Raw genomic sequence first — 13,313 nt, 5'->3', positions numbered from 1 at the left:
TCAGGCGGCGGTCTGCTGCGATACGCGCGGCAGGTTCTCGGCGATCATGCGCCAGTCCGCACGCTCGCCCTCGCCTTCGTGGCGCTTGCCGAAGAACTGGATAATCAGTTCGTTGTCGGCTCCGTAGGCCTCCAGCGAGGTGACGTGGCCATCCTTGGTCGGCTTGCGCACCGCCCACACCTCGCGCACGTGGTCGAGCCGCAGGTGCAGGTGGAACGTCTCGTCCAGAACGTTGATCCACGGCCCCATAGGCTTGATCGTCGTCACCGGGCCCGAGTGGATCTGGATGCAGCCGTGGTTGCCCACGAAGCACATGATGGGGATTTGCTCGTTCGCCGCATGATGGAACATGGCAGTCAGCGCCTCGCCGTCCAGCCGCCACGCATAGTCCTCGCCGACCATGCCGACTGCCTGCTTGCGGTTCAGCTTCAGCGCCCGCAGCATGCCGAAGAATTGGTGCACGTCGGTCATGGTGCTCCAGCGCTCGCGCAGCTCGTCGGCGCTTCCCGACTCGGTTTCGTCGAATGTCGATCTGGCGATGGGTTTGACATCCACGACCTGGGACTGTTCCGGCGAGAGCAGTTCGGCGACGAGCTTCTGGTAGGCGTCTAGGTTCGACTTCGGCCGAAGGTGAACCTTGTGCACCGCGTCCCCCGCCTGATCGAAGAACTGCAGGCTGTGACGCACTTCGTCGCCGTCGCGTTTCTCGACCGCAAAGCCGTACGCCCAGGCACCTGGAAAGATGCGTAGGTCGATATCGGCGCCCAGCACCATCGCCCCACGATCCCCGGTATGCACCTTGTCGTAGATGCCGATCTTCTCATGCACCGCGCTGTCGTTGCGCGTGAGCGCCATCGCCTCGCCTACCGCTTCCAGCCCGAGAAGCAGATCGTTCACGCGCGGCTCGATGCGGCGCACCCCCTCGCCCACATGGGCGGCTACGAGATCGGCCTCGGAAACGCCCAGCTGGCTGGCCAGATCGCGCTCGCGCATCTTCGGATTGTCGGCACGTGCGTGGCGGATCGCCTCCGGCGCGGGTTTGGCTTCAGCACTCATTGTGTCACCTGATGTCATTTACTTGTTGAGGATGAGCTTCCCCTGCCGCGTGATCTTGAGGCGGTACATCGAGCCTTCGTGCTCGATGCCGATCTCGTGCGTACCGCGGAAGAGCGACTCGCTCGTCACGACGCGCACGACGCGGTCGAACGGCTGCTGCACGGCTTTGGACCGGCCATCGGTGACGGAAGATCTGCGGAAGGAGGGATGATTGAAGGGAGTGTAGCTGTTCACGATACCGTTCCTTTCATTGTCCGGGCTCGCGGATGCTGGCTGGGGTGTCGCAAAAGCGCGATTGATTTCTTGACACTAATTATCAGGTTTAATAGGGAGTGCAATACCGGAGTTTGAAGGTCAAGTTATTTGACGCTTCTGCCCGGGAACACGATGCGAGCAAGCGCGACGCCAGCCAGCATGACCTCGAGAATCAGGAGTACGGAGAATGGGGCTGGTGGCACGCAAGACGACTGTTCTGCTTGGCGGAGCGGCGATGGCCATGGTGGTGGGGATAGTTTCGGCAGCTGCGCAGGACGCGGCTCCCGGCGATGCGGTGACGAACCAGGCTGAACGCAGGGACCGTGTCACGCTTTTGCAGCGTCTTGTTGTCGGCGCGGGCCAGGAAAAGGTTGCGATCGACACGCCGCAGGCGGTCAGCGTGATCGAGCAGGAAGAAATCGACCAGAGGCAGCCCGACACGATCGGCGACGTGCTGCGCGGAACGCCGGGTGTGAACGTCACCGGTTCGGATCGCCTGCTGGGACAGAGCTTCAACATCCGCGGCATCGGCGCGCCGGAAAACAGCGGCGACGGCGGCCGCATCATCGTCAACGTCGACGGCGTGAACAAATTCTACGAGCAGTACCGCATGGGCTCGTTCTTCTCCGACCCTGAGCTCTACCGCCGCGTAGAGGTGCTTCGCGGTCCCGCCTCATCCACGCTCTACGGTTCGGGCGCCCTCGGCGGCGTCATCAACTTCGAGACCAAGGATGCGTCGGACTTCATCGCCGACGGCGATACGGGCGCGCTGCGCCTCAAGTCGGGCTGGGATTCGAACGGCAACGGCTGGCTGTTCTCCTCCGTGCTCGCACAGCGTTTCGGCGACGACGCGGAATTCCTGCTGGCGGGCAACTACCGCTTTGCCGATACCTACAAGACGGGCGACGGCACGGAGCTGATCGGCAGCAACTTCCGGGCATGGTCCGGCCTTGCGAAGGCCACTTTCAACGTGGGCGACGAAGGCAAGCTGCGCGTTTCCTACCAGCACTGGGATTCCGATCTCGACCGCCAGCAGCTTTCCCAGACCAGCACGGCGACCTTCTTCGGCCTCGTTGACCGCCATGTGATCGACCGGACCGGTATCGTCGCCTACGAAAATCCGTTCTCCGACAACGACATGGCAGACGTGAGGGTCTCCCTGTCCTACTCCGACACCTCCAACAAGCAGCGCAACGCCGATCTGCGCCCCGCCTGTAGCCCCGGCTCCTTCGCGATCGTCTGCGATTCCGACTATGCCTACCAGACGTGGCAGCTGAACGCGCAGAACACGATGGAATGGCGCGGCGACAACTGGGAGAACTTCTTCACCTTCGGCAGCCAGAGCGCCTACCAGACCCGCGTGGCCGACTCCTATTTCAACACCGGCGTGCCCTTCCCCGTGACGTTCCATCCGGAAGGCACGGACCTGCGGACAGGCGTGTTCGCCCAGAACGAATTCATCTGGGACGAGCGCCTGACCCTCATTCCGGGCGTTCGTCTGGACTGGCGTCGCCTGTCGCCCGACGCCAACGTGATCGATCCGTTCACCGGGCTCACCGCAGCGACAACCGACGACACTGCCATTTCGCCGAAGATTGCCGCCCACTACCGCGTCAACGACACGCTGGCGCTGTTTGGCTCGATCGCGCATACCGAGCGCTTCCCGACCATCGACGAGGTGTTCTCGACCGCCAGTTCCAGCTCGACGTTCCTGCCCAGCCTGGACCTGCGCAAGGAGAAGTCGAACAACTTCGAGGTCGGTTTCGCCCTGTCGGGATACGACCTCGCCCAGCCCGGCGATGCGGTGCAGTTCAAGGCAACTGCCTTCTACAACGACGTGACCGACCTGATCGCGCTGGACTCGCCCTTCACGCCCGGCTTCAACAATCGTCCCGGCTTCCGCAACATCAACCGGGCCGAACTGTATGGCTTCGAGCTGGAGAGCGCCTACGACAGCGACTACGTCTTCGCCAACGCGGCATACTCCTACGTCGTCGGCAAGGACCGTGCGACGGGCGACTATCTCCAGACGATTGCGCCGCACGAACTCGCCCTGACGCTGGGCGGCAAGCTCCCGGATTACGGCCTGCGCTTTGGCTGGACCGCGCGCATCGTCGCCGACCCGCAGGACAGGACGCGCCGTTCGGATACGCCCATCGGCACCTCCACGCGCTACGCCAAGGCTTTCGACGTTCACGACGTCTTCGTAAGCTGGACGCCGGAGGAGGGCCAGCTTGCCGGCTGGCAGGCCAACTTTGGCGTCGATAATATCTTCAACCGCCAGTACAAGGAATTCCTGGAGAACGACGCCGCCAAGGGCCGTACGTTCAAGGTTTCCCTGTCGAAGCAGATCGGATGGTGACGATGCGAAGTGCTGCAGCCTGGGGCCGTATTCTGACCGCGGCCTTGCTGGCAAGCGCGGTGCCGCTGCACGGTGCCGCGGCGCAGGAGGCGGGGGAAACATCCCCCGCCGCCATTCTATCGGTCGAGCTCAACGGCCTGCAGCCGACCGAGACGGGATGCCGGTTTACCTTCGTTGTCAGCAACGGGCTTGGTGGCGAGTTGGCCAGCGCCGCGTTCGAACTCGTCCTGTTCGACAAGGCCGGCATGGTCAGCAGGATGACCATCGTCGATTTCAAGGATTTGCCGCAAGGCAAGACCAAGGTGCGCCAGTTCGACTTCTCCGGCGTGGATTGCGCCAATCTCGGTCGCGTGCTTGTCAACGACGCAACCGACTGCACCGGAACCGGCATCGACGCGCGTGCCTGTATCCGCGACCTGAAGACTGAAACCCGCGCTGATGTCGCGTTTGGAACCTAGGGCCAGCCTCGGGCTGTTGTATTGTTAGCCATGACCGTTTCCTCTCTCTCCCTCGCCCGGCTCACTGCTGCGCTTCTCGTCTGCCTTTTGGTCGCGGCAGCGCCTACATCCGCTTTCGCGCAGGCGATTGAAGCCCCGCAAATATCGACATTGCCTCACGATCTCTCGCCATGGGGCATGTTCATGGCTGCGGACTGGGTGGTGAAGGGGGTCATGATCGGCCTCGCAATCGCGTCCCTCGTCACTTGGACCGTGTGGCTGGCAAAGTCGATCGAGCTTGCCGCGGCCCGGCGGCGCGTCAATCGCGCGCTGGAGCGGATCGTTGCGGCCAAGAGCCTGGAGGACGCCGGGCGCGCGATGGAAGGCGTGGGCGGCGGACCTGCCGTCATGCTGGTGCGCGCCGCCGGCCATGAGGCCGCCCTGTCGCGCGAGCTGGGGTTGAGCCACGATACCGGCAAGGGTCTCAAGGAACGCGTTGCCTCGCATCTGGGCCGCATCGAGGCGCAGGCTGCGCGGCGCATGACGCGCGGCACAGGCGTTCTCGCCACCATCGGCTCGACCGCCCCCTTTGTCGGCCTGTTCGGCACGGTGTGGGGCATCATGAACTCGTTCATCGGCATTTCGCAGGCGCAGACCACCAACCTCGCCGTCGTCGCCCCAGGCATCGCCGAAGCGTTGCTCGCGACGGCACTGGGGCTTGTAGCCGCCATTCCCGCGGTCGTCATCTACAACTCGTTCGCGCGGTCCATCGCAGGCTACCGCCTGATTCTGGCCGACGCTTCGGCGGCGGTGGAACGGCTCGTCAGCCGCGACCTCGACCGCAAGCAGGCGCACGGCCTCCCGGTGCTGCCCGCACGCGCGGCGGAATAGGGAAAGGCAGCGCCATGGCCGGAAGCCTCAATTCAAGCTCCGACAGCGACGATCTCGTCGAGAGCCACGAGATCAACGTCACCCCGTTCATCGACGTGATGTTGGTGCTGCTCATCATCTTCATGGTGGCGGCCCCGCTCGCCACCGTCGATGTCAACGTCGACCTGCCGGCCTCCAATGCCGCCGCCCAACCGCGGCCGGACGAGCCGCTCTACGTCACGGTGCAGGAAGACCTCACGGTATCGGTGGGTGACGACGCGATCACGCACGCCGACCTGTCAGCCGCGCTCGAACGCGCCACCGGTGGCGACCGGGACGCGCGCGTTTTTCTTCGCGCCGACAGGGCGGTGGCCTATGGCGACCTTATGACGGTGATGAACCTGCTGCGCATGGCCGGTTACACCAAGATCGCGCTCGTCGGCCTCGACGCGGCACCCGCCGGCGCGACTGAACCTGCAACCACGGGAACGGAAACCGACGCGCAGCCATGACCGCAACACCCGACATCGCATGGTCGCGGCAGCTTGCCGGCACCTCGCGCGCTCAGGCGGTTCTCTGGGCGGGCGCGGCCGCGTTCATGCTGACGGCCCATGCCGGCGCTGCCTGGCTGGTTTTGCGCGAGATGCCGGAGCCCCCGGTGCAGGAGGCGGGCTCGCCCGCGATCGAGGTGGATCTGGCCGCATTGGGGTTCACGACCGCAGACCAGGTGTCTGCGGGTGAGACGACCGAGACAGCCCAGCCGGTGGAGAGCCCTGCCGCCCAACCTGTCCTGACCGAAACGACCCAGACGGAAACAGCGACGCCGGTCGAGACCGCACGGGCAGTAGAGACACCGCGTGTCGAGCGGGCCGAGCCTGTCGAAGAGCCTGCCCGCCCCGTCGAGGTCACACCGCAGGAGCCTGTACGCTCCGAAACGGCCCCCTCGCCTTCTCCGCGTCTGGCCGAAGCCGCCTCCGAGGTGGAGATCGCGGCCCGGCCGCCGACCGAGACCGAGCCTGAAACCGCCGTTGATATAGAGGCCGCGCAGCCGCTAGAACCCGAGACCGTTGAGCCGGTGGAAGAAGAGGTCGCGGCCATCGTCAACGTCCCGCTGCCCACCCCGCGACCCGAATATACGCCGCCTGCGCCCCGTGCAGAGCCGCAGAGGACCGAGCGGCCACGACGCGAGCAGCCCCGGCAGCAGGCGCAGCGCCCTGCCGCAGGCAATCAGGGCCAGAACCAGGCGGATGCACGCCGGGGCACGTCGCAGGGCTCCAACCAAGGTCGCGCAGCCAACGAAACCGCCGGCAACCAGCGCAACAGCGCCGCCGGCAACGCAGCGGTCTCGAACTACCCCGGACAGGTCAGAAGGAAGCTCACCCGCGCGGTCAGATATCGCGGGCGCGACCGCGGCGAGGTGCTGGTAAGTTTCACGGTAAGCCAGTCTGGCGGCGTCACCAGCGCGCGGATAAGCCGTGGTTCCGGCTCCGCAAATCTCGATCAGGCCGCGCTCGATGCCATCCGCCGGGCCGCGCCGTTCCCTCCCATTCCATCCGAGGCCGGACGCGCAAGCTGGGACTTCCAGCTGCCGGTTTCCTTCACCCGCTGACCGGAACCTGTATGTCTGGCTTTCTCAGTCTTCACCGTCTTGCCGCCGCGCGCGGCGATGGCCTGCATCCGAAGCTGCGTGAACTGCTCGAACAGCGCGAAGCCATTGCCGCGTCGCAGGACGTCGTCGAGATCGATCGGTTTCGCGAAGGCTCGTTCACGCAGGCCGGCTCCGCCCCCGCACCAAAAGCGTCGGAGTTTCTGCCCGGAAACGTCGTCGCGTTCGCAGCCGCGCAACGCGCGCCGGCCGTAGCACGCAAGAAATCGTCAGCTTCATGATCCTGAAAAGAGGAAGGACGTCATGTACATCGCCATGAACCGCTTCAAGGTAAAGATCGGCTCGGAAGAGGATTTCGAGAACATCTGGAAGGGGCGCGATTCCACGCTCCACGAGATGAAGGGATTTCGCCAGTTCCATCTGCTGCGCGGACCCGTCAACGAGGCGGAAGGCTATACGCTCTTCGCCTCCCACACGGTTTGGGAAAGCCATGAAGACTTCGTGGCGTGGACGAAGTCGCAGAACTTTCGCGACGCCCACAGGAACGCGGGCGACCACAAGCCGGTCTATCTCGGCCACCCCCAGTTCGAGGGCTTTTCCGTGGTCGAGGGGGCATAGGCCCCCTCTCCTGGCCTACTCCGACGCCGCCAGCAGGCTGGCATTGCCGCCGGCGGCCGTCGTGTCCACGCACACCGCGCGCTCGTGCACATAGGCGGTCGGGTTGATGACGGCAGCTACTAGCCGCACGATCGGGCCGTCGCGCTCGCTCAGAACCCGCCGGATCGCCCGCAGCGTATCGGCGTCTGCCGAGCAAGCAACCACATCCACATTGAGGCCGGCGAGATCGGCGGGGTCGATGATCCCGTCGATGGCCTCCACGGGCATTCCCTTGCCTGTCAGCGGCGACAGTGCGGCGCGAGCGCCCGGCGCCACGGCCAGCACCGCATTGCCGCCTGCCAGCGCCTGAATGGCCTGCGCGAACGCCGTGTCCGGATCGGGGCCCAGGCAAAGAACCCGCCCGCGTGGCACCAGCAGCAGCGTATTCGCCTCGCCCGTCGGTCCCGGCAGGTCGACCGGGCCGAAATCGATCGCAGCAGAGGCGGAGATCGCCGCAGCGCCCTTGCCGCGCAGATGCTTGCGCAGTACCGCGATACGGTCGATCCGCGTCGCCCAGCCGCCGCGCGCGGCATCGGGCATGTGCTCGACAAGCGTTTGCGCCGGAACCACGTCGCCCACGGCCGGCTTCATGAAGGTCACTTCGCCCTTACGGAAGCGGCGCAGATAGTGCGGCCCGCCTGCTTTCGGGCCGGTGCCCGAAAGGCCCTCGCCGCCGAAAGGCTGCGACCCGACGACCGCGCCGATCTGGTTGCGGTTGACGTAGATGTTGCCTGCGTGAATACCGTCCACTATGTGCTGAACGCGCGCCTCAATGCGCGTATGCAACCCGAACGTCAGGCCGTAACCCTTTGCATTGATTTCCGAAATGACCTTGTCGATCTCTTCCGCCCCGAACGTTGCAACATGCAGGACCGGGCCGAATATCTCTCGCTCCATCTCGCGGATGCCCGAAACGCGGAAGATATGCGGGGCCACGAAACGCCCGTCGCGCGGTGCATCGAGCTTCGCGATCAGCCGGCCCTGACTTTCCATATCGGCGCAGTAGGACAGCAGGTTGTCGCGCGCCTCGTCGTCAATCACCGGTCCCACATCGGTCGAAATAAGCGCCGGATCGCCCAGCCGCAGCGCCTCCATCGCGCCCTTCAGCATCTCCAGAACCTTCGCCTCGACGTCCTTCTGCACGTAGAGGACACGAAGGGCGGAGCAGCGCTGCCCCGCACTCTGGAACGCCGAGGCGACAATGTCGCGCACCGCCTGTTCCGGCAGCGCGGTCGAATCGACGATCATCGCGTTGAGCCCGCCCGTTTCGGCAATCAGCATCGCCTCGGCCTCGGCGGTTTTTGCAAGCTGGCGCTCGATCAGGCGTGCAACCTCTGTCGAACCCGTAAAGCAGACGCCGGCGATGCGCGGGTCGGCCGTCAGCGGAGCGCCCACGGAAGGACCGTCACCCGGCAGCAGATGCAGCACCTCCTCCGGTATGCCGGCTTGGTGCAGCAGGTCCACCGCGCGCGCGGCGATCAACGGCGTCTGTTCCGCCGGCTTGGCGACAACCGCATTGCCAGTGACGAGTGCCGCCGCCACCTGGCCGGTAAAGATCGCCAGCGGGAAGTTCCACGGCGAGATACAGGCAATCACGCCTCTGGCGGTCGTGTGCCGCTCCACCTCCTCCGCCTGCCCGGCATAGTAGCGCAGGAAGTCGGCCGCCTCGCGCACCTCGGCAACGCCATCCGCGAGCGTCTTGCCGGCTTCGCGTGCGCACAGCGAAAAGAACTCGACCGCATGGTCCTCGTAAAGGTCGGCGGCCTTCAAAAGTGCCGCAGAACGAGTAGACACGGCGGTCTTTTCCCATTTCGGCTGCGCCTTGACGGCCGCCTCGACCGCCTTCTTCACCGCCGAAGCACCGGCTTCGACAACCTCGCCCACCATCTCCTGCGGACGGGCGGGATTGACGACACCCCTCGACTTGCCGGCGTCCCCGGCCTGCCAGCGGTGCGGCGCGGCGAACGCTTTCCTGCGGCTTTCGATGTCGGCAAGCGTCACCGGGTCGGTGATGTCCCAGCCCTTCGAGTTCCTGCGCTCGACCCCGAAGATGTCGACGGGGCGCGGAATAGCCGGATTGGACGCCGGCCCCTGCATGGCGACCGTGTCGAACGGGTCGTGCGCGATATCCTCCGGCGCCACCGACTTGTCGACGATCTGGTGAACGAACGACGAGTTGGCGCCGTTTTCGAGCAGGCGGCGTACCAGATAGGCGAGCAGGTCGGAATGCGCCCCCACCGGCGCATAGATGCGGCAGCGCGTGCCCTCAGCCTTGCGCACGGCCTCGTGCAGCGCTTCGCCCATGCCGTGGAGGCGCTGGAACTCGAATGCCTCCCTGTCGCTGGCCATGGCGAGAATTGCCGCCACCGTATGCGCGTTGTGCGTCGCGAACTGCGGGTAGATGCGGTCGGTCATCCCCAGCAGCTTCCTGGCGCAGGCGATGTAGGACACGTCGGTGTTCGGCTTGCGCGTGAAGACCGGATAGCCGGCAAGCCCCATCACCTGCGCGCGCTTGATCTCGGTGTCCCAGTAAGCGCCCTTCACCAGCCGCACCATGATGCGCCGGTCCAGGCGCTTGGCCAGTGCATAGAGCCAGTCGATGACGAAGGGCGCGCGCGGACCGTAGGCCTGCACCACCACGCCGAAACCGTCCCATCCCGCCAGTTCCGGCTCGGACAGCACCTTTTCGATGACGTCGAGCGACAGGTCGAGCCTGTCGGCTTCTTCGGCGTCGATGTTGAGCCCCATGCGTGCGTGGCGCGCCGCCAGCGCCAGCGAGAACAGCCGCTTGGCCAATACCGGAAGCATCGTCTCCTTCTGCCCCGTCTCATAGCGCGGGTGGAGGGCGGAAAGCTTGACGGATATGCCGTGGTTCCTGGCGATATCAGCGTCTGTCGCGCCGGCGTTGAGCGACGATATCGCGTCCGCATAGGCGCGATGGTAGCGCAGCGCGTCGGCCTCCGTGCGGGCCGCCTCCCCCAGCATGTCGAACGAATAATAATAGCCCTTGCGCGTGTAGTCGCGCCCGCGCTTGATCGCCTCGTCGATCGTACGGCCAAGCACGAACTGCTCGCCCATTTCGCGCATCGCGGCCGATACCGCCTTGCGGATCACCGGCTCGCCCAGCCTGCGAACCATGGAGCGCAGCGTGCCCTCGATGCCGCCTTCGCCCTCGTCGAGCACACGGCCGGTCAGCATCAGCGCCCATGTCGACGCGTTGACGAAGATGGAGCTCGACTCGCCGGAATGGGCCGACCAGTCGTGCGGCGCGATCTTGTCACGGATCAGGTCGTCCATCGTCTCGGAATCGGGCACGCGCAGCAGCGCCTCCGCCAGGCACATCAGCGCCACGCCCTCCTTAGTCGAAAGGCCGTATTCGGAGAGGAAAACCTCCATGAGCTGCGGGTTGGACGCGTTCCGCACCGCTTGCACCAGCCCGGCCGCCCGTTGCGAGATCGCAATGCGCTGCTCGCTTGTGAGATCGGCAAGCGCCACAAGGCGTGCAAGCGCATCCCCCTCGTCCGGCAGCATGTTGGCACGGATAGCGGAACGGAGTTTTTCGAGTTGCTGCGAAGCCATTGCGAACCGTCGGCGATGGAGGTTGTTCGGATCAGTCTGAATATCATGCGCAGAAACAGGCGGCCTTTCCAAACATCTCGACTTGGCAGGCCATACGAACTATTTGCTAACGGTCATCCACGTTTTTTGGCGCGCATAACCCATGACCGAAGATCAATTGGACCGCATCGATCGCAACATCCTTGCCGCGCTGGCGCGCGACGGCAGGCTGTCTATGGCCGAACTCGGTCAGAAGGTTGGGCTTTCCAAGACACCGGTTCAAGCGCGCGTCAGGCGGTTGGAGCGCGACGGCTACATCCGCGGTTATGCGGCGATCATCGACCGCGAGCGCATGGGCGAAGGCCACGTCGCCTTCGTTCAGGTCAAGCTGCTGGATACACGCTCGGCGGCATTGGAGGCCTTCAACAAGGCCGCTCTCGCCGTGCCCGAGATCGAACAGTGCCACATGATCGCGTCGAGCTTCGATTACCTGCTCAAGGTTCGCACGAAGGATATCGCGGCCTACCGAAGGGTGCTGGGCGAACGCATCTCGGCACTGCCGCACGTCGCGCAGACCTCAACCTATGTGGCGATGGAAACCGTCAAGGATCGCTAGAAGCCCAGCCGGTTCCACACCCTCGACACCTCGCCGGCAAACGACCGGGTGATGGTCCAGTCGCTGTAGATCGACTCCCAAAGGATGAATAGCGTTATCGCCATGATGACGAGCACGTAGCGCATGACGTTCTCCCCGAGCCCCCTGCGTTGCCGCTGAGGTTCGGGGAGCAGGCGCCATCAGTCAAGCGTCTTTAGCAAAGCCACTAGGGCCGCACGCCCGCGATCGGTGAAAATCACCCCCCGCAGTTCGCTTTGCCCCCCTGGAGCCGCTGGCGCGGCCGAATAGTGGTCGATCACGTCTTCCAGCGTGGCGATCTGGCCTGCGTGCATATAGGGCAGGCGGTTTGCGGCCCCGCGCAGCGACGGCGTCTTGAAAGCGCCCTCCATTTCCGGGCTGTCGCGCACCATGAAACGCAGTTCCTCGCATTCTTCTTCCTTGGCGTCGCTGTACGGCCCCATGCAGTTGAAAGGGTCGGCAAGCACCTGCTCGACCGCCTGTGCACGCCCCCGATCGCCCGCAAGGCCGGCAACGGCTGGGACGCCCGTATTGTGGAAGAATTCGTCGGTAAAACGTGGTCCGTTGTGGCAGTCGATGCAGTTGGCCTTGCCGATGAACAGCTTGAGGCCCTCGACCTCGAGCGAATTGAACTCGGCATCGCCTTCAGGCCTTCGACCGGCGATCACGGCTTCCGCGAAGCGGTCGAAGCGGGTCTCCTCATGCACGATTGTGCGCTGGAAGGCGGCAAGCGCCTTTCCGAGGTTGGAAAAGACGATGTCGATTTCCGTCTTTCTATCATCCCCTATCCGGTCCCACGCCTCCTGCTGCGCAGCCGTCCCGAGCGGAGAAGCTTCGTCAGGCAGGCCGGAGAGTACGGGCAGAGGACCGAAAACGGCTTCATATTCATCGCGGTAGGCCCGCTCCACGCGATGCGCAAAGGCAACCCGGTTACCCGCATGCTCGCGCGCATCCTCCATCGGTCCAAGCGCCTGCGCCCAGAGGCTGTCCTTGCGCCCGTCCCAGAAGAACCACTGCCCGTGCGACGCGCCCGCCAGCGGCATGGTGCGGCGGTCGGTGGTGCCGATGCCCCGTGCGAGCGGTCGATCGTCTTGAAACTGCCGCTCCGGCAGATGGCAGGTCGCACAGGAAACCGTACCATCCACCGAAAATCCGGTGTCGAAGAAAAGCGCCTCACCGAAAGCCGCGGCGCGCGGGTCGTCTGCGACGGCATTGCTGGGATCGGGCTTCAGCGGACCGAGTTGCGACAGCCGCAACTGGCCGATGAGCGCCTTCTCGTCCTCACTGAAATCCTCGCGCGAACAGGCCTGCAATGCGAGCGCCATCAGCAGGACGATCAGCAGAGGCAACGGCCGCATGCCGATCATAGGACGAGGTTGAACTCGGCGGTGTCGTCTCCTGCTGGCGACGATATGCCGAATTTCAGCACCCACCATCCGCCCATGTTGAAACGCACCCCCTCCACGCGATAGCGCCCGTCGCCGATATGCCCGGCAGAGGCCGGCGCCGTAGGAAGCCCATGGCCATGCTGCGGCATGCCGCCATCCACGGTCAGTTCGGCGTCTGCCACGGCCGACCCGTCGGGAAGTGCCACTGTCACGATCCAGGCATGAAGCTCACCCCGCTCGACCGGTTCGGCCTCCGGCTCGACCGAAACGACATAGGTGCCGCCGTCGCTGGGCTTGGAGCGCGCCAGGTCGAGGTCGTCCGGCGGCGGCATCAACATGCGCACGGCAACCACCACGACTACTGCCAAAGCGGCCAGCACCACGCCTGCAAGAAGCCATTTCCTCATCGTCGGTCTCCGGTTTCGCGCAGACAGCTAGGGCTTCCCCTCACGGTAAGGTCAAGCTGAAATCCGGTGCCGTTGCGCGGGGT

Annotated in this window: 14 protein-coding genes; 8 read left to right on the top strand and 6 right to left on the bottom strand. The window is 64.9% G+C overall.

All coding sequences use genetic code 11. The annotated features are described in order from the left end of the window. A complete protein-coding gene (locus tag FY036_RS11770) occupies positions 1-1,056 on the bottom strand; it encodes a hemin-degrading factor (RefSeq protein WP_148914921.1) in 1,056 nt (351 codons plus the stop codon). An 18-nt stretch (positions 1,057-1,074) separates the two neighbouring features. After that, positions 1,075-1,290, bottom strand: a complete 216-nt coding sequence (gene hemP, locus FY036_RS11765) for a hemin uptake protein HemP (RefSeq protein WP_235897639.1) — start codon at positions 1,288-1,290, stop codon at positions 1,075-1,077. 208 nt (positions 1,291-1,498) lie between these two features. Here hemP and FY036_RS11760 point away from each other — a divergent pair, with 208 nt between their 5' ends. The 7 genes from FY036_RS11760 (at position 1,499) to FY036_RS11730 (ending at position 7,204) form a co-directional block, all read left to right on the top strand. Beyond that, positions 1,499-3,673 (top strand): TonB-dependent hemoglobin/transferrin/lactoferrin family receptor, encoded by a 2,175-nt coding sequence (locus FY036_RS11760; protein WP_148914920.1) that lies wholly within the window; start codon positions 1,499-1,501, stop codon positions 3,671-3,673. A gap of 2 nt (positions 3,674-3,675) precedes the next feature. Further along, positions 3,676-4,131, top strand: coding sequence for a hypothetical protein (locus FY036_RS11755; RefSeq protein ID WP_148914919.1), 456 nt, complete (start codon positions 3,676-3,678; stop codon positions 4,129-4,131). A gap of 87 nt (positions 4,132-4,218) precedes the next feature. Continuing rightward, the gene (exbB, locus tag FY036_RS11750; RefSeq protein ID WP_407941160.1) at positions 4,219-5,001 is read left to right on the top strand and encodes a tonB-system energizer ExbB; all 783 of its coding nucleotides are present in this window, start codon (positions 4,219-4,221) and stop codon (positions 4,999-5,001) included. Between the two features lie 14 nt (positions 5,002-5,015). Beyond that, a complete protein-coding gene (gene exbD / locus FY036_RS11745; protein WP_148914917.1) occupies positions 5,016-5,492 on the top strand; it encodes a TonB system transport protein ExbD in 477 nt (158 codons plus the stop codon). Beyond that, positions 5,489-6,589 carry a cell envelope integrity protein TolA gene (locus tag FY036_RS11740; RefSeq protein ID WP_148914916.1) on the top strand — a complete coding sequence of 367 codons (1,101 nt, stop codon included), beginning with the start codon at positions 5,489-5,491 and terminating at the stop codon, positions 6,587-6,589. Before exbD ends, FY036_RS11740 begins: the two co-directional genes overlap by 4 nt. An 11-nt stretch (positions 6,590-6,600) precedes the next feature. After that, positions 6,601-6,867 carry a hypothetical protein gene (locus FY036_RS11735; protein WP_148914915.1) on the top strand — a complete coding sequence of 89 codons (267 nt, stop codon included), beginning with the start codon at positions 6,601-6,603 and terminating at the stop codon, positions 6,865-6,867. A 22-nt stretch (positions 6,868-6,889) separates the two neighbouring features. Beyond that, positions 6,890-7,204: an antibiotic biosynthesis monooxygenase family protein gene (locus FY036_RS11730; RefSeq protein ID WP_148914914.1), complete on the top strand. Its 315-nt coding sequence runs from the start codon at positions 6,890-6,892 to the stop codon at positions 7,202-7,204. Positions 7,205-7,219: 15 nt separating this feature from the next. Here the strand turns inward: FY036_RS11730 and putA are convergent, their stop codons facing one another. After that, the gene (gene putA, locus FY036_RS11725; RefSeq protein WP_148914913.1) at positions 7,220-10,822 is read right to left on the bottom strand and encodes a bifunctional proline dehydrogenase/L-glutamate gamma-semialdehyde dehydrogenase PutA; all 3,603 of its coding nucleotides are present in this window, start codon (positions 10,820-10,822) and stop codon (positions 7,220-7,222) included. Between the two features lie 142 nt (positions 10,823-10,964). On the opposite strand from putA, the gene FY036_RS11720 reads away from it, so the two are divergent. Then, the gene (locus FY036_RS11720) at positions 10,965-11,417 is read left to right on the top strand and encodes an Lrp/AsnC family transcriptional regulator (RefSeq protein WP_148914912.1); all 453 of its coding nucleotides are present in this window, start codon (positions 10,965-10,967) and stop codon (positions 11,415-11,417) included. On the opposite strand, the gene FY036_RS24220 is transcribed toward FY036_RS11720, so the two are convergent. Genes FY036_RS24220 through FY036_RS11710 form a run of 3 tightly spaced genes read right to left on the bottom strand, consistent with a single transcriptional unit; the run spans position 11,414 to position 13,230 of the window. Further along, positions 11,414-11,542: a hypothetical protein gene (locus tag FY036_RS24220; RefSeq protein WP_268932170.1), complete on the bottom strand. Its 129-nt coding sequence runs from the start codon at positions 11,540-11,542 to the stop codon at positions 11,414-11,416. The genes FY036_RS11720 and FY036_RS24220 overlap by 4 nt on opposite strands. 54 nt (positions 11,543-11,596) lie before the next feature. Continuing rightward, positions 11,597-12,793 (bottom strand): cytochrome-c peroxidase, encoded by a 1,197-nt coding sequence (locus FY036_RS11715; protein ID WP_148914911.1) that lies wholly within the window; start codon positions 12,791-12,793, stop codon positions 11,597-11,599. Between the two features lie 5 nt (positions 12,794-12,798). Beyond that, positions 12,799-13,230 (bottom strand): FixH family protein, encoded by a 432-nt coding sequence (locus FY036_RS11710; protein ID WP_148914910.1) that lies wholly within the window; start codon positions 13,228-13,230, stop codon positions 12,799-12,801. Positions 13,231-13,313 lie beyond the last annotated feature (83 nt).

Origin of the sequence: Neoaquamicrobium microcysteis, from assembly GCF_008180155.1 — a bacterium.
GTDB classification, from domain to species: Bacteria; Pseudomonadota; Alphaproteobacteria; order Rhizobiales; family Rhizobiaceae; genus Aerobium; species Aerobium microcysteis.
This window is presented reverse-complemented; position numbering and strand designations above follow the sequence as displayed.